Annotated in this window: 12 protein-coding genes and 1 pseudogene; 5 read left to right on the forward strand and 8 right to left on the reverse strand. The window is 59.8% G+C overall.

The features are described 5' to 3' along the window. Nucleotides 1–15 precede the first annotated feature (15 nt). Together OXI69_07435 and OXI69_07440 are read right to left on the reverse strand one after the other, a co-directional pair. Entirely contained in the window at nucleotides 16–1,131 is a 1,116-nt protein-coding gene (locus tag OXI69_07435) for an alpha/beta fold hydrolase (GenBank protein MDE2665966.1), read from the reverse strand. Between the two features lie 25 nt (nucleotides 1,132–1,156). After that, complete coding sequence (locus tag OXI69_07440) at nucleotides 1,157–1,558, reverse strand: hypothetical protein (protein MDE2665967.1); 402 nt, start codon at nucleotides 1,556–1,558, stop codon at nucleotides 1,157–1,159. A gap of 106 nt (nucleotides 1,559–1,664) precedes the next feature. Between OXI69_07440 and OXI69_07445 the strand changes: the two genes are divergently transcribed. Both OXI69_07445 and OXI69_07450 read left to right on the forward strand, forming a co-directional pair. Then, nucleotides 1,665–2,777 (forward strand): mandelate racemase/muconate lactonizing enzyme family protein, encoded by a 1,113-nt coding sequence (locus OXI69_07445; GenBank protein MDE2665968.1) that lies wholly within the window; start codon nucleotides 1,665–1,667, stop codon nucleotides 2,775–2,777. 51 nt (nucleotides 2,778–2,828) lie between these two features. Further along, entirely contained in the window at nucleotides 2,829–4,091 is a 1,263-nt protein-coding gene (locus tag OXI69_07450) for a hypothetical protein (protein ID MDE2665969.1), read from the forward strand. A 121-nt stretch (nucleotides 4,092–4,212) separates the two neighbouring features. On the opposite strand, the gene OXI69_07455 is transcribed toward OXI69_07450, so the two are convergent. Both OXI69_07455 and OXI69_07460 read right to left on the reverse strand, forming a co-directional pair. Further along, a complete protein-coding gene (locus OXI69_07455) occupies nucleotides 4,213–5,382 on the reverse strand; it encodes an ATP-binding protein (protein MDE2665970.1) in 1,170 nt (389 codons plus the stop codon). Nucleotides 5,383–5,535: 153 nt separating this feature from the next. Then, nucleotides 5,536–6,279, reverse strand: coding sequence for a hypothetical protein (locus OXI69_07460; GenBank protein ID MDE2665971.1), 744 nt, complete (start codon nucleotides 6,277–6,279; stop codon nucleotides 5,536–5,538). 451 nt (nucleotides 6,280–6,730) lie between these two features. Between OXI69_07460 and OXI69_07465 the strand changes: the two genes are divergently transcribed. The 3 genes and pseudogenes from OXI69_07465 (at nucleotide 6,731) to OXI69_07475 (ending at nucleotide 10,479) form a co-directional block, all read left to right on the forward strand. Further along, nucleotides 6,731–7,897 carry a dienelactone hydrolase family protein gene (locus tag OXI69_07465; protein ID MDE2665972.1) on the forward strand — a complete coding sequence of 389 codons (1,167 nt, stop codon included), beginning with the start codon at nucleotides 6,731–6,733 and terminating at the stop codon, nucleotides 7,895–7,897. Between the two features lie 637 nt (nucleotides 7,898–8,534). Continuing rightward, nucleotides 8,535–9,749 (forward strand): tyrosine-type recombinase/integrase, encoded by a 1,215-nt coding sequence (locus OXI69_07470; GenBank protein ID MDE2665973.1) that lies wholly within the window; start codon nucleotides 8,535–8,537, stop codon nucleotides 9,747–9,749. 541 nt (nucleotides 9,750–10,290) lie between these two features. Then, nucleotides 10,291–10,479 (forward strand): annotated as a pseudogene (locus OXI69_07475) (integrase). Nucleotides 10,480–10,810: 331 nt separating this feature from the next. On the opposite strand, the gene OXI69_07480 reads toward OXI69_07475, so the two are convergent. The 4 genes from OXI69_07480 to OXI69_07495 are packed head-to-tail and all read right to left on the reverse strand — an operon-like array spanning nucleotide 10,811 to nucleotide 15,637. Further along, the gene (locus OXI69_07480; GenBank protein ID MDE2665974.1) at nucleotides 10,811–12,979 is read right to left on the reverse strand and encodes a DEAD/DEAH box helicase family protein; all 2,169 of its coding nucleotides are present in this window, start codon (nucleotides 12,977–12,979) and stop codon (nucleotides 10,811–10,813) included. Further along, nucleotides 12,980–13,453 (reverse strand): DNA phosphorothioation-associated protein 4, encoded by a 474-nt coding sequence (locus OXI69_07485; protein ID MDE2665975.1) that lies wholly within the window; start codon nucleotides 13,451–13,453, stop codon nucleotides 12,980–12,982. It abuts the gene before it with no gap. Beyond that, the gene (locus OXI69_07490; protein MDE2665976.1) at nucleotides 13,450–15,471 is read right to left on the reverse strand and encodes an AAA family ATPase; all 2,022 of its coding nucleotides are present in this window, start codon (nucleotides 15,469–15,471) and stop codon (nucleotides 13,450–13,452) included. Before OXI69_07490 ends, OXI69_07485 begins: the two co-directional genes overlap by 4 nt. Further along, a complete protein-coding gene (locus tag OXI69_07495; protein ID MDE2665977.1) occupies nucleotides 15,461–15,637 on the reverse strand; it encodes a hypothetical protein in 177 nt (58 codons plus the stop codon). Before OXI69_07495 ends, OXI69_07490 begins: the two co-directional genes overlap by 11 nt. Between the last annotated feature and the right edge of the window lie 81 nt (nucleotides 15,638–15,718).

Raw genomic sequence — 15,718 nt, forward strand, 5'->3', positions numbered from 1 at the left:
GGGCTTGATTCTAGTTCACTCCCCCGACAACCACCGATCGAAGAATTCGTAGGCCTCCTGGCGCACGGCGGGCGGAAACTCGTGGCCGACTTCGGGATGCCTGGCGACCAGCCGGTCGGGGCTGTGGAAGAGGCGCTCATAGACCGGCAGGGCGCTTTCGACACATGCCCTGACGCCGGCAACGGCGAAATTATGGTCCCCCTGCGGGGCCGAGATGAAGACGGGCCGCGGAGCCAGAATGCCCAGCACCTCGGTGAAGTCGAAAGGCATGCGGGCGGCATCGCTCCCGTAGAGCTGGGCGATGCGCGGCATGTACCCCCGATGGCTCCATCCCTTCAGGTCTCCCCCGTAGTAGTGCCCGAAGGCATTGAATCCGCAACTGGTGGCCACCGCCGCCACCCGCGGCTCGAAGGCCGAGAGGAAGAGGGCGTTGTGACCGCCCAGGGAGTGACCGATGACGCCGATCCTGTCCGGGTCGACTTCCGGCAGCGATTGCAGCAGGTCGATGGCCCGCCGGTGGTTGAGGATGCCCTTCATGGTGGCGCTGGCGTAGCCCATGGCATAGGGATCGATCTTGTAGTCCCCGAACCCCGGGTAGTCGGGCGCCAGGGTGACGTAGCCCCGCCGGGCCAGCTCCAGAGCGTAGTGCAGGTCGGTTTGGCCGCCCCGCCCCGCCGGCTCGGCCTTGCCGATGGAGGTCGTCTGGTGGAGGCAGAGCACGGCGGGAGCGGATTGCCCTTCCGGCAGTCCATCGGGAATCAGCAGATAGGCCGGAACCCGGTCCGGTTTCCTCTTCACCACCTGGCTGACGAAGGTGATCTTGCGCCGCTCGACTTGCGGCAGCCTTTCGGTTTCCAGGACCTGGATATCCAGCGGATCGTCGGGAAGCCGGGGAAGAGGACCCATCACACTCTGCATGTTCTGAAGGGTGTGGATTCGGCGGATGTCCCAGTGGGTGCGGCTCTCGATGGGATGCGGCCTGCCCTGCCGGTCCAGGTAGTGAAGCAGATCCCGCTTGTCCGGGTAGACGGGCGCTTCCGGGGCCGCGCAGGCGGCCAGCCAAAGGAAAATCGAGCAGAGGACCAGGAGGCTCACGGCCGCCCAGCCCGGTTGAACTCTGTCGTCTCCCATCAGACCTCCCGGCGACCCCTGCCGGTCATTGCAGGTTGGCCCCCTGCAGGTAGGCGATCAGGTCGGCCATCTGTTGGGGATCGATGCCATCTTCGAATCCGTCGGGCATCAGGGACACGCTGGAAGCTCGCACATCGGCGATGGCCGCCTTCAGCAGGGTGGGATCCTCGGCCTCGGGGCGGCGCAGGGTCAGGCTGTTAGAGGTTTCGTTGACGATGAGTCCGTCCAGCAGCCGCCCGTCCCGGGTCTCCACCATGTAGCTGGTGTAGGCGCTTTCGATGACCTGGCCGGGGTTCAGGATGGACTGCAGCAGCTTGTTCCGTGGCTGTCCATTATAGGCGAAGTGGGGATTGCGGTGTTGGGGGCTTCCGACGACTGGTGCCCCGGCATCAACGCGGAGAGAGGATTCGAGCCGCGCACGCCGCATCCCCACATAGCCGTGGGCGCAGACCCATGGAAGCGGTAGAATGTCGGGGTCGTGTTCTTGCGACGCCCTATGAGCCGAGGCTGAAAGATGAGAAAAAGGCAGACCCATGCGCATTGACCGGGTTGAGGTCATGGTGGTGGGTCCCCAGGTGCAACGCTTCACCTGGTCCCATGACCTGCCGGAACAGTACATGACCAACACGGTGGTGCGCATTTTCACCGACGATGGCGTCGAAGGCTTTGGGGGCGTGTCCAACTACACCTCCTACGCTCACGACCGCTACACGGCCGAGACGCTCCGGCACCTGGTTCCGGCGCTCATCGGACGGGACCCCCTCGATCGGGAGGCCCTGTGGCGAAGCCTTTGGTCTCGCGTCTTTCCCCTGGCCCCCGGAGCCCTGGCGGTGGTGGATATCGCGCTCTGGGACCTGCTGGGCAAGACCTCCAATGTGCCTATCTACCAGCTATTGGGTGGGACCCGCCGGCAGATTCCCTCCTATGCCAGCACGCCCATGCTGGAGGACGTTGCCGCCTACCTGGACTTCGTGGACCAACTGCTGGAGCAGGGGTTTGGGGCCGTCAAGTTCCACTGCTGGTGCGTTCCCGACAGGGACCTGGAACTGGCCCGGGCCGTCCGCGCCAAACACGCTCCCGACCGGGTGGCCCTGATGCTGGACGTGGAGAACAACTACGACTGGGACAGCGCGCTGCGGGTGGCCAGGGAGTTGGAATCCCTGGAGTTTAGCTGGTTCGAGGCTCCGCTGATGGACTACGACCTGGAAGGCTATTGCAGGCTGACCCGCAGGGCGAACATACCCATCGTGCCGTCGGGAAACTGGGTTCAGGATTTGCCCGCCTTTCAGGAGGCCCTGCGCAAGGAGGCCTGGAGCCGGGCCCGGACGGACGTCACCGTTTGCAGCGGCCTGACGCAGGCCCGCAAGGCCATGGCTCTGGTGGAAGCCGCCGGCATGAAATGCGAGGTGATGTCGTGGGGGAACACTCTGGTTTCGGCGGCCAATCTGCATCTCATGCTGGGGTTCAACCTGTGCACCTATTTCGAGCAGGCCGTCCCCTACGAACCCTACGAGTATGGAATGAAGGATGTGATCCGTACCGGGCCGGACGGGATGGTGGCGGCGCCCGGCGGCCCGGGTCTGGGTGTGGAGGTGGACTGGGAAGCCATGGAAGCCGCCACCCTGCTCAGCTTCACCAGCCCCTAGAAATCAGGCTCGGGGCACTCTGATTGGACTGCGATTCGAAGGAGAGAGCTCATGATCGACCGACGCACCTTTATCGGCGCCCTGGGGAGCAGTTTGGCGGTTCCCCCGTTGCTCTGGGGAGAGGCCGCCAAGCCCAGGCGGCTGGCCATGGTGACCACCGAGTGGCGATACCCGTCCCACGCCTGGCACATGGGAGAGCGCTTCCTGGTGGGATATCCCGTGGAGGGGCGCTGGCATCGGTCCCCCCTCGAGCTGGTATCGACCTACGTGGACCAGTTTCCGGAGAATGACCTGAGCCGCGCCCGCTCCCAGGAGTTCGGCTTCCCCATCTACCCCACCATCGCCGAAAGCTTGCGCCGCGGCGGGGACAAGCTGGATGTGGACGGGGTGCTTCTGATCGGGGAACACGGGAGATATCCGCGCAACGAACTGGGGCAGACACTCTATCCCCGCTACGAATTCTTCAAGGAGATCGTGGAGGTCTTCAAGCAGGACGGCCGAAGCGTTCCCGTGTTCAACGACAAGCACCTGTCCTGGAAGTGGGAGTGGTCCAAGGAGATGGTGGATACGGCCCATGCCATGGGGTTCCCGTTTCTGGCCGGGTCCTCGCTGCCGGTCACCTGGAGGATACCCTCCTTCGAAATGCCCTACGGCGCCGAGATCGAGGAAGTCATGTGCGTGGCCATCGGCGGGGTGGACAGCTACGATTTCCACGCCCTGGAGACCATCCAGTGCATGGTGGAACGCCGGCGGGGCGGTGAGACCGGAGTGGACTGGCTTCACGCCATGCGCGGGGAACCGGTCTGGGAAGCCATGGGAAAGGGCTCGTTCGACCGCGGCGGCTGGGACCCGCAACTCTTCTCCGCCTGCCTGTGCCGCAGCCTCACCCTGACCCAGGCGAAAACCGTGAACCATCGCTACCCCACCCCGGAGCAGATGCGGCAATGGGTCGAGAAGCCGGTGGTCTACCGTTACCAACACACCGATGGATTGAAAGCCACCATGATGCTGATGAATGGCCTGGTGGACGACTTCACCTTTGCCGTCCGGCTCAAGGGCCAGCCCGAGCCCCTCTCCACGCTGTTCTATCTTTCACCCGTCCCCAACGTGGTCTTCATAGCGGCCCTGATGCACAAGGTGGAAGAGATGATCCTGACCGGGAAAGCTCCCTACCCGGTGGAGAGGACGCTCCTGACCTCCGGCCTGGTGACAGCCGGAGTCCATTCCCTGGGCCAGGGAGGAAAAAGGCTGGAGACCCCCCACCTGGGGATCCGCTACCAGGCGCCGAGGGAGTCGCATTTCCTGAGGAGTTGAGGCGGGGGAGGATTGGGAAGCACGCAAAGGCTTTCGCCCTCACTTCCCGCGGTCAATGCCGGTAATAAGGGACGGCACGTCCGGACTTGCGCTGGTTGCAGCCCGGAATTCCCCGCTCGGGTCATGACAACTGGCGCAGTTTCAAATCGGGGATGTTCTTGAGGGGCAGGGCGGTGATGGTGTCGGTCAGAGGATATTCCCGGTCGCCGGGGTAGACCACCCACAGGTGCTCCAACCCCAGGTCTTCGATGACGATGTGCATGGATCTTGTCGTGCGCGGGGCATCGGTGCACTTAAACTCGAATCCCCAGCGGCGGCCTCGCCGCAGCAGCATCAAGTCCAGCTCGGCGCCGCGGCGGGTACCGTAAAAGTAGGCTTCGCGCTCGCCGTGGGCCAGCAGCGTCTGCTCCAGGGCGAATCCCTCCCAACTGGCGCCGTAGCGAGGATGCAGCGGCAGTTCTTGGGGTTCCTCCAGACCGAGCAGGAAATGCAGGATCCCACTGTCGCGCAGGTAGACCTTGGGCGATTTGACGATGCGCTTGCCCAGACTCTCCCTCCAGGGAGGGAGCACGCGGATCATGAATGTACCCGCCAGCAGATCCCGGTAGTGGTTCACCGCGGTTGCACTCACGTCCATCGAACGTCCCAACTCGGTCGCGTTCCAGACTTGTCCGTGAAAATGGGCCAGCATCCTCCAGAAGCGCCCCAGGGCTTCGGGAGATATTCTCGAGCCCAGTCCCGGGATGTCCCTCTCCAGAAACGTGCGGGTAAACGACTGCATCCAACGGCTCCATTCCGCCGCCGACCGCGCCAGCCAGGCTCGCGGAAAGCCGCCGCGCATCCAGAGACCGTCCTGGTTCTGCCGGCCCACTTCAGCAAGGGAAAAGCCGCCGACGTCCACGAAAACGATTCTTCCCGCCAGAGTCTCGGATATCCCCTGGATCAAGTCCCAGGAAGCGCTGCCCAACAGCAGAAAAACCGCCTTTCGGTTCCGGTCGTCACAGATCGGTCGCAGGATCTCTAACAGTTCCGGCATGCGCTGCACTTCGTCCAGAACGACCAGACCCTCGCTTTGGCGAAGCAGTCTCTCGGGAGTGGCGGACAGTGCTTCCCGCACAGCGGAAACCTCGAGATCAAGGACCGTCGATGGTCCCGGCCACTCGGACGCCGCCTGCCGGGCCAGAGTGGTCTTACCTACCTGTCTGGCACCCAGCAAAGCCACCACCGGCACTTGGGATAGTCCGCTGACAGTGTCGGCAAGCAGATCGGTACGAGCAATATATTGTTGCATATCACATTTAGTCAATAGGATAAGCAACAATAATATTACTCGAACGATTACCCTTCGTCCAGTTCAATCGGAATCACGGTTGGCGTTGGAGAGGTGGAATCGGTCTTGTGATTGCTCCCCGCGACTCGACTCAATTGTCTGAAAGGGACCGCGTCAGCGGTAGAGCACCGTGCAGTTGGGCAAAGCCGCCTGGATTCTGCGGATTCCGGACGGGGAGACCCGGGTGCCGTAGAGGCCCACGGCCTTAAGCTGGGAGAGTGTCTCCAGTTGCTTCAGTTCAGGGTCGCCGATCCGGGTGTAGGAGAGGTCGAGCCAGGCCAAATTCTGCAGGCCTTGCAGGTGGATCAGCCCGGAGCCGGTCACTTGGGTGTGCTGGATGCCCAGGAACTCGAGCTGCAGCAGCGGCTTGAAATGCACCAGCCCGGCATCGGTGATTTTCGATCCGTAGAGAAACAGCTCCTTGAGGTTGGGCAGGTGGCGCAGGCCGGCCAGGCCTTCGTCGGTGATTTCGTTCGGCGGGTAGAGCTCGGCCAGAGCGGTCAGGCCCTTCAGGTGGCGAAGCCCTTCGGTGGTGGCCCGGACCGGCATAATCAGCGTTCGAAGCCGCTGCAGGCCATCCAGGAGAGTGAGGTCGTCGTCGGTCAGATCGGTCCAGTAGAGGTTAAGCAGGGTGATGTGGCCCTCTGCGTCGGCCTGAACCTCCGCGCCCATCGCCGTCAGTCGATCAGCCAGCCCGGCAGGAGCGCCGGGAGCGGGATCGGCCGGTTGGCGGGCTGTTTCGGGTTGACCGCAGGCCCAGCTCAGGACAAGGATTGGGCTAAGCAGGTAAATGCGGAGAGACAAGAGGCAGTTGGCGGGCACAATCAGTTCCTGGTGAGCGACGCCGGCTAAGTGCATCAGAATCCGCCATTGTAGCAAACGGGGTTGAGCGGAACCTGGAGTCGCCCGTAAAGCGCTCGAACTGCAACACCACCGGGCCGCTGACCCGCCGCTGGCAGTGACTCACGGGAGGTGGAGTTTGCCCCCCCGGCTCGACGGCGGGCTGAATCTCCTACGTGGCGATCTCGCCGATTCCGTCCCCCCCACCGGTTCGACGGCGGGCGGAGCCCTGGTCTCACCGACTCCCCCTCAAGGGGGGAGTGATACTTGAGGCCTGCAACTGGCTACTTGCCTGATTCCTGGGTAGCATGTAAACCATGTTCCCGGTCGAATGTGTAAAGTATGTTTGCGGTTTGTGACGCGGGAATCACTCCCCCCTTGAGGGGGAGTCGCAGAAGCCGAGCCGAATGGCGAAGGCTGATGCGGTGGGGGGTGCTGCGCTGCCAGGCTGCAACGGGAAGATCCGACCATGAAGGGTTCTGACATGTCGAGTCGGGCGGGATCGGCGGCCCACGGGGTTTCCCGGCGAAAGTTTGTTGCGGCCGCCCCGGCGGTCCTGACCGGACTGGCGTGGGCCGCAAAGCCCGTCCGGGCCTGGAACGGCGAGGTGGAGTGGCTGGATGAGGTGCAGAGGCCGCCCTCCAGGCTGCCTCCGGAGGCTCCCGAGCTCCCCCCGCTGCTGGTCGGTCCGGGCGGTACACCCATCCGCTCACGAGCCCGGTGGGAATCCGAACGGCGCAGGATCCGGCGGGACTGGATGCGGTTTCTGGGCCCCATGCCGGCCGACAGGCCTCCGCTCGAAATGGAGGTCCTGGAGGAGGAAGAGCTCGACGGGACCCTGGTGCGGAAGCTGGTTCGCTACAACGCCGAGGCCGGGGTTCGAGTGGAAGGCTACCTGCTGGCGCCGGCGGCGGCCTCGGAGCGGGACCCGCGGGCGGGGGTGGTGGCGCTGCACCAGACCAGCAGCCTCACCATCGACCTGGTGGCGGGAGTCAACGGCCCCGAGGAGCAGCAGATCGGTTTGAAGCTGGCTCGCCGTGGCCTGGTGGTCTTCTGTCCGCGTTGCTTCCTGTGGCAGGACGCCGGCAACTTCCTGGAGGCCATGGCACGATTCAAGCAACGCCACCCTGAGGCCCTCTGCATGCACAAGATGCTTTGGGACGCCATGCGCGGAGTGGATCTGCTGGCGAGCCTGCCGCAGGTGGACGCCACTCGCATCGGCGCGGCGGGCCACTCCCTGGGGGCTATCGAATCGCTCTACCTAGCCGCCTTCGACGAGAGAGTGCAGGTGACGGTCGCCAGCGAAGCGGGCATGGACTTCAGTTTTACCAACTGGCACGATCCCTGGTTCCTGGGTCCCGCTATCCGCAGTCCCGACTTCAAGCTGAACCACCACCAGCTCCTGGCTCTGGCCGCGCCCCGGGCCTTCCTGCTGCTGGCTGGAGAATCGGGGCGCCACGCGGCCGACGGCGATCGCAGCTGGCCCTTCATCGAGGCCGCCTTGAAGGTCTACCGGCTGTATGGCTCACCGGCGCGCCTGGGGATCTACAACCACGGCAAGGGGCACACCCTGCCGCCCCGGGCCTTTCAGCGAATGGCAGAATGGCTGGAGACCTATTTGAGGGTGAAGAGCTAAATCGGGCGCGATTTCAGAGGACGACAGGACGTTTCCCAATGGCTCGTCCCGGGCTGGCGCCTGACCCGAGCCAAGCCTATGCCCATGGCTACATCCTGACGCCGCTTCGCGGCTCCACTCGAACCACCGGAACTGGCATCCGCCGGGCCAATAATTCAAACAATCCTGTCCCCCGGCAGTGTCGTTGGTTAGGGGAGAGCTGCGAAGCTGCGGTTGGGGTGGGTATCCGACGCGACGCCTCTTACAGGCCATCCTTATAGAGCTGCGGCCTCGTGTCGCCTGCTGGGCAAGCTAAGAGCCCCCCTGGGGAAGTTGCGTATGGCAGCGAAGGCGACGTTCTCTTGCCAGCGGAGGCGGCAGCCCGGGGTCGTGCCGGTTCTGCACCAACCTAGCCGCGTATGCGGCGAATAGGAAGCACCCGTTCGGGAAGGCACTGTTTCTCCAATGAAACACCGCCCCACGCCACGGTCGCCCGCTGTCGCTGCCTACGCAGTCATATAAAATCCAGTGATGTTTATCTTCGTCCAGTTCAGTCTATAACTGTATTATTTATCAGCATCTTATCTAGGTTCTGCTGTGGCTTGACTTATTACCAACATCCCTTGCAATCCACTGCCATCCCCCATATAATAGGGGGATGGATACTGTAACCAACCCCGTACCGGTCCGACCCAAAACCAAGCCCACCGGCCGTCACCCCAGCAACGCCCTTTCGGCCGCCTTCCTGCGCTCCGCTCCGCCCGGAAGACACGCCGATGGAAACGGATTGTACCTCTTCGTCCAGCCCAGCGGAACCCGGAGCTGGATTCAACGACTCGTCGTCCGCGGCCGTCGCCGGGAGCTCGGTCTCGGCAGCGTCGCCCTGGTCCCCTTGGCCGAGGCCAGGGAGAAAGCACGGGGCAACCGCAAGCTGGCCCGTGAGGGCGGAGACCCCCTTGCCGAGAAGCGCCGCACCGAGGGCATCCCCACCTTCGCTGAAGCTGCCTCGCGTGTACTGGAACAGAAGCGGGACGGATGGCGCGGCCGGCGTCACCACCGCGAGTGGATGGCCAGCATGAGGCGGTACGCCTTCCCCCGCATCGGCAAGATGCCGGTCTCCGAGGTCACCAGCGCCGATCTGCTAGACATCCTCACCCCCATCTGGCACCGGAAGGCCTCCAGCGCCCGGCGGGTGCGCCAGCGGCTGCGTGTGGTCCTGGAATGGGCCGTAGCCATGGAGTACCGCCCTGACAACCCCTGCGACAGGATCGGACCGGTCCTGGGTCCCCAACATGACGTTACCGAACACATGCGGGCCTTGCCGCATCGGGAGGTGGCTGCGGCCATCCGGACGGCGCAGGCAGCGACGGCGCCGGAGGTGGCCAAGCTGGCCTTTGAGTTCCTGGTCCTGACGGCGACCAGGTGGAGCGAGGTGCGGTGGGCCGAGTGGGCGGAGATCGATCGGGACGCCGGTGTATGGACCGTCCCGGCCAGGCGGATGAAGGCGAACCGGAAGCACCGGGTGCCGCTGTGTGGCCGCGCCCTGGAGATTCTCGAAGCGGCACGGACCCTGGGTGAGGGATCCGGTCCTTTGGTGTTCTCCCGCCGGGGCGGGAAGCCGCTTGACGACAAGCAGCTGCGGTGGATGGTGCGGGAGCTTGGGATTGCGGCGGTGCCGCACGGGTTCAGATCCAGCTTCCGGGACTGGGCGGCTGAGGAGACCGATCATCCCCGGGAGGTGATCGAGGCGGCCCTGGCGCATGTGGTCCAGAATAGGGTCGAGGCGGCCTATGCCCGCTCCGACCTGTTCGAACGGCGGCGTGTCCTGATGAACGACTGGGCGCGTTACCTGGCCCAGGGCAGGTCAGGGTGAAAAGGACAACCCGGATCTAGGTCTTCAGCAATTCGGCCTTCCCGCCAGGGATCACTGTGGTGAGAGCGACCTCCCCTTAAGGGGAGTGTTTATCGCGCGCCGCTGGACGCGCCGGTGAACACTCCCCGATGGCGCATCAGCGCCGAAAAAGGTGGGGTCGCTCTCACCACCAGCACCCCCTTTCGTGCGGCGCGTCGTTACGCCGGGCGAAGGGGGGACACGCGAGGCACAGCCTCGCTTCCTATTCCGCAGCGGACGCGGGAAAGCGGTGCTGTCCCGCGTCTGGTGCGCTGTTTCGGGGAAATCCTGAACCACAACGGCGAGGACTCCGCCCTCTGAGAGAATAGCGTTGCGATGGTTGAAAGTACGCGCCACCTAGACACGCCGCCGGGTGTCGTTCGGTGGCGCGTGGGTTTGACGACACCGCCTTGACCCCCAGAGGCGGAAATCGTCGATCATTCCAGGGTCATTGGGTGAGCCTGTTTCTCGCTCCGATTCATCCCCGCGTCGGCGGTGAACAGGTCCCTGACCGGTATTCCCGAATGGCTGAAGACGGACCAGCTTCCGGGACTGGGCGGCCGAGGAGACCGACCATCCACGGGAGGTGATCGAGGCGGCTCTGGCGCATGTGGACCGGAACCGGGTCGAGGCGGCCTATGCGCGCTCGGACCTGTTCGAGCGCCGGCTCATGGACGATTGGGCCGGCTACCTGGCCCAAGGGAGCGGTTGACCGGGGCAAGCGAGGGTGAGAGCCAGCCTCGAAGTTCCCGGGAGCGGAAGAAGGGAGCGGCGGGGGTGATGGGGGGAGGGGGGAGTCCCCCCGGCCGGGGTTCGAAGGGGCGGAGCCCCTCGCCAGCCCCAATGTATGACATTGGGTAGGCTGGCTCCCCTTTATTACGCGTTGCGGACCGGCCCCGCTGTCCCCGCCTCGCACGGCGCGCCGGCGTGCCGAACGCTCCCCGTCTCACGGAGAGTGCCGGTTGACCTCCCCCTAAAAAACGGTCCACTTCGAGAGTGAGTTTTCCGGTAAAAGGAAGGAGGAATAACTCCAAAATGAAACACTAAACCATGTGCTCCAGATCATACTGCCGTAGTATCGGCGCAAGAGTCTCATAGGCTTCGGCACGGTTCCGCGAAAGAGAAGAAAACTCGGCTACGCGCGCCAATTCCGATTTGATCAGGCGCTTTGCATATTCCGACTCATCATCCTGAGCATCTTTCAAAACGACAATGAAGTCATGAATTATCGCCATTTCCTTTCCAGGAGAGCGTCTCAGAATTCTCCCGCGCCGCTGAACAAACTGTCGTGGGTCACGTGAGCTGGCGAGGATATAGGCGATATTGCATGCTGGCACGTCGATGCCTTCATCCAGACATCTAATGGCTACCATCGCCTTAATTATGCCGACCTTGAAATTTTCAAGAATGCCTTGGCGATCCCTGCGGGATTCACGTGAGGTGAAGCGGGAAACGTCCCATCCCATCTGGTGAAGAAGAGAACTGGTCGCTTCGACTTGTCTTTGGCCCATGTCCGCACTTTGATGGCCGTTTCCCTTATCTTCTTCATCCGTTTCAACCGTTCCGTCGCCACAATAGAACAATGTGTGGGGGGTTACGCTAACGCCTGCGAGGACGTTCTTCAGCACGGGCAACTTATTTACTGCGGAGCCCACAAGCCTCGCCCGCCGCAACAAAAACACCTTGAGTTGCTTGTCGAGGCCGACCGCCTTGATATTCTCCTGGCGGGCGAAGATACGACCGATCTTCTCCGATAGTTCAATGAATTCCTCCGCTTCCGATGCTGTAAGCGTCACAATATGGGGATAGTACGTATAAGGGGTTAGGATCTTGTCCTCAATGGCCTGCCGCAACGTGTACCGAAAGACGATCTCGCCGTAGAATTCCGCCAATCGATCATTTCGCTCCTCGTCGAGGTAATGCTCTGGCGTTGCCGACAGGCCAATACGGTATCTTGCCTGTTCGGGCAAGAAACCTTCGTATGCCTTAGATGTGTGATGGTGACATTCATCACCAATCCATAGGAGTCGATTCCCCTTCAGTTGTTTCAAGCACTCCTGAAATTCGGGGGTTTTCAGTGTTCTGTTTACAACGACAATTGCTACAAATTTACAACTACCCATAACGAGTTCATGGACAACGTTGCGGAGCTTGTCATGCCACTGCCCACGTGAGACGTAACATCGGATTGGATAAATGTTGAAGCCTGACAGGGTATCGATCCATTGGTCTGCTAAATTCTGGTAAGGCACTGCTATCACGCAAGCGAGCCTATCAATCTTTTCGGACAGCTTGACGACGGCATGAATGGCGGTAATCGTCTTTCCCGAACCTGTCGCAAGTTCAAAAGTTCCATGAAAATCACCCCTTGCTTTCCACGCTTCCAACGCTTCAATCTGATGTGCATGCATTTTGAAAGGCCGCCCGTTCATGGTCTTGGGTTCTCGTGGCCTCGACGATGTGGAGCTCGTCGTGTACCTCACCTTCTCACGCACGCGCGCAGCTATTGCCCTCTCGATCTCGGGATCAGGCGTATAGCTCAGAGTGCGGGCAACTGAAACAAGTCGTTCCTTGATCGCGGTGGGTATGTCTACAACGGCCGTTGCTGGGCTATGGTTGCTCCAAAGCCGTTCGAAACTCTCGATGTGTGGTTCCGTATAGGCTTTGAGTTCTGGACACCAGCACGGAAAGACATTTATGGATTCGTAATTAAACGCTGGCAACAGTGCATAGGAGCTTTCATTGGCAGAGCCCGAGAAAACAATCTTGTCGTCCGCCTCGTCACCTATAACGCCAATTTTGTCATGATACATGCCGCGCTCACGCAGAGCGATTTTCACGTCCAAGCGGCCATGTGCAACAAGCCATGCAAGCGTATCAATGCGGTTTTGAAAAAGCTCGTCGCTCACATTGGAAATAACGCTAAGCAACTCGGCGCCAATTTTTTGAGAAATCTCCCGTCGGCGATATCCTTCCGAAATCGCCCCGACATCTTCTTTATCCAGAAACGCCCCTAAAATAAGGCGAATCTGCCCGCTGTTCTTTACGAAGGCTGAGAGTGCCTGCGCCGCGTAACTAATCGTCGATGCCGAGAAGAAGCCGACGGCACGATCATAGCGATTTGCTACCGATAGCGTCGGGAGATAGAAATCCTCCAGGAGGTTATCGGTGTCAGATTTGTACACACCCTTGTATTGCAATGCGCGCAACATCTAGAATGAAATCCCCGAAACATCAGGCTCAATGTCTTGGACGTTTAGGTATCCAAGCTCTAGGAGTAACTCCTGAATATCCCGTTCGGGATACTCGCCACCACTTTGATTCATCGCATCGCGTAATACTTGTAACCCGCCGTTCGCGTATTCCTCAAAAATCTCGGCGCAACGGCTCTCTTGGCCATCCTTAAGTATTTCAGGATCTTTGGTTTCGGCAAGGGCAATGAGGTAAATCAAGTCCTCCGCGTCGCCTCGCTCGAACTGTTGATAGGAGACGTCTTCCTTCCCGGCACCGCTGTCGAGAGGAATACGAATGCCCTGCGAGTATCCTAACAGTGCTGAGAAACACAGAAGCTCACGTATCGTCGGGAAGAGACTGTGGCCAGCAGGCGGAATCTTATGCACGGCAAGGCGTTGAACCATCTCTTCATGGATTTTACTTCTGTTTATGTTGGGTGCGCGGTCAGTCATTGAATAGTGACCTTCACAACTTCAGTGCCATCAAAGGTAGAGTCGAAGACGGCAGTCTTGAACTCTTTACCCTTAAGGTACCGGCTCTCTTGCGGCCGATTGCCAATGGGTTCCTTATTATGGCGCACCAACAGGAATTCTGCCCCAACGTGGTCTTCGAGTACCTCTAGCACCTTTTGCGAACCCTGTGAACGAGACAGCAACAGAACGACCTGGCGAGCCATCTGCGGTATTTTTTTCGCAATCGTGGTTCGATACGCTTCATCTAGCTGACCAAATGGCGAGTCTAAGACCAGAGGTGCGATCGTTCCGGGTAATAGCCAGGAACAAGTAGCGTTCTGCCGAACTTTCGCAAACTTTACGAGGGCAGCAGTAAAGGCGATCCCTAAGAGTTGATTCTCGCCGCTCGATTTTGGAAGTTCCATTTCTTCGGAGTCGACCAGGCTGATAACGTAGTCATTTGTCATTTTCAGGGTCAGAACTTTATGGGCCGTATCCGCTAAGATCTCACTGATCCATATGCGTAGCGCTTTTCTGGCTCTCTTTTCTTCATCCGCCATATCCGATTCCAAAGTGTCCTTGATGGACTCGCAGAGCTTGATGCGTTTGGCATATATGGCAGTCTGCTGATCTTGTTGGGCAAGCTCTTTAATTTTATTGTGAATTATCTTTTTTTCTGCTTCGGCATTGCGGATGTCGTTCCTTCGGAACCCAATCCGGCGATTGATAACTCGGAGTTCGCTGAGGAGCTCTGTGCGGCGTTTTTCACGCGACGCAATATCTTCTAAGTTTACTCCCTTGAGTTTCATACTAATCTCGCCTAACCGTGACTCGATGAGACCGATATCCCGATTCGCTTCCGCCAATCTGGATTTTGCTCCGGTAAGGCGGTGCACCGCTTTCGCCCTTTCAGATTTCAGGTTGCTTATGCGCGCACGGACCTTTGTAATCCGGTCGCGGACAACTTGATTTGCCGCCTTGTCCAAGAGACGGGCAACCCTTTGGGCGGCAGGGCTGCCAGGCTCTAGATGAGCCCCACAGATGCAGGTTTCTTCTTGCAATATATCCTTCACAAATTCTTCGTTGTACGGAGAGGGAATCCTGCCACGATGCTTCTTATCGTCGAGGAAGTCGAATGTCTCCTCAGTAATTTTCTTGGAGACGATGGCTCGGCCGTTCTCTCCTAACCACTTGTAAACTTCGTTTGCGGCCCCCCTTTGCCGCGCCTGGGTTCTTTTCAAACCCCCTTCTTCGTGGTCGCGGCTAAGTTGTAGTTCCTTAGCGGCACTTGAGTTTCGGAGCTTCTCCGCGATGTCGTCTATCTGCATCTGTGTGGTTTGAAGCTGTTTTTCGGAGCGTTTGACCTCTTTCTCATACTCTTCAATCTTGATTGTCAGTTCGTCATCGCGGGAATTTAGGGTGGCGGCGTTCGGAGTCTTTGCGGGTGTGGAAGGGATTTGTCTTCGAAACTGTCCCATGACAGCTCTGAGATCCGTGATGGCTGTTTCTATAAGGGAACATCCAAGAATGTCTCGCACCGCGTCCTTAATTGAGTCACGGTTGCCCTCACCCAGGAAAACTTCCGCGTGTTCCCCATCGAACAGAAAATGAGAAGCCATGTTTTGCGCAATAACAGTATTGATAAATACGTCGGGGGGTGAAATATTGATTCGGCTGCCTTGATCAATGCGACTTATGACAAAGGTACGGTTCAGATCTGCACCGAAGTATCGTTTTGCGCTGTAATCCTTGTCATTATGCTCAAACAGAACCTCAACCGAAGCAATCGTACGCCCCTCCTTTTCTGCGTCATAGTTAAGTATGTCCTCCCTTTTCTCAAACCGCTCCGTCGTTTTACCGTAAAAGCACCACAAAAGCGCATTCAGTAATGTTGTTTTTCCTACGCCATTCTCGGCGTAAATAAGCGTTACGTTGCTGTCGGGGTCGGTGGAAAACTTGATGACATTCTCGCCAAAGAAGCAACGAAAGTTGGTGAGGCGAATTTCTTCAAGAATCATCTTCAGCGCCTTTCGCGTTGATATGGCGTTCAATCAGTTCGCGTAGTTTCCTTTGCCGTTCCGTCTTGACGTTCTTCTTTTCAAAGAAATAGTTCCTTTCGAGATCGATGATCTCCTTGAGCATCATCTCGTTCTCTCTTTTTGGCCCGTCATCGGAATAGGTCATTATCAATCACCAGTCTCTACGCACCGTGCTCCTCTTAATGGCCACGTAATCATCGACGATCTCTAACGAATTTTTCAACAG

This window comes from Acidobacteriota bacterium (assembly GCA_028875575.1).
Classification (GTDB): Bacteria; Acidobacteriota; Terriglobia; order Versatilivoradales; family Versatilivoraceae; genus Versatilivorator.

Coding starts and splice junctions, on each gene's coding strand:
- OXI69_07480 (MDE2665974.1), bottom strand. CDS start 12,979: ATGTTGCGCGCATTGCAATACAAGGGTGTGTACAAATCTGACACCGAT.
- OXI69_07495 (MDE2665977.1), bottom strand. CDS start 15,637: ATGACCTATTCCGATGACGGGCCAAAAAGAGAGAACGAGATGATGCTC.
- OXI69_07450 (MDE2665969.1), top strand. CDS start 2,829: ATGATCGACCGACGCACCTTTATCGGCGCCCTGGGGAGCAGTTTGGCG.
- OXI69_07440 (MDE2665967.1), bottom strand. CDS start 1,558: ATGCGGCGTGCGCGGCTCGAATCCTCTCTCCGCGTTGATGCCGGGGCA.
- OXI69_07460 (MDE2665971.1), bottom strand. CDS start 6,279: ATGCACTTAGCCGGCGTCGCTCACCAGGAACTGATTGTGCCCGCCAAC.
- OXI69_07485 (MDE2665975.1), bottom strand. CDS start 13,453: ATGACTGACCGCGCACCCAACATAAACAGAAGTAAAATCCATGAAGAG.
- OXI69_07490 (MDE2665976.1), bottom strand. CDS start 15,471: ATGATTCTTGAAGAAATTCGCCTCACCAACTTTCGTTGCTTCTTTGGC.
- OXI69_07465 (MDE2665972.1), top strand. CDS start 6,731: ATGAAGGGTTCTGACATGTCGAGTCGGGCGGGATCGGCGGCCCACGGG.
- OXI69_07455 (MDE2665970.1), bottom strand. CDS start 5,382: ATGCAACAATATATTGCTCGTACCGATCTGCTTGCCGACACTGTCAGC.
- OXI69_07435 (MDE2665966.1), bottom strand. CDS start 1,131: ATGGGAGACGACAGAGTTCAACCGGGCTGGGCGGCCGTGAGCCTCCTG.
- OXI69_07445 (MDE2665968.1), top strand. CDS start 1,665: ATGCGCATTGACCGGGTTGAGGTCATGGTGGTGGGTCCCCAGGTGCAA.
- OXI69_07470 (MDE2665973.1), top strand. CDS start 8,535: ATGGATACTGTAACCAACCCCGTACCGGTCCGACCCAAAACCAAGCCC.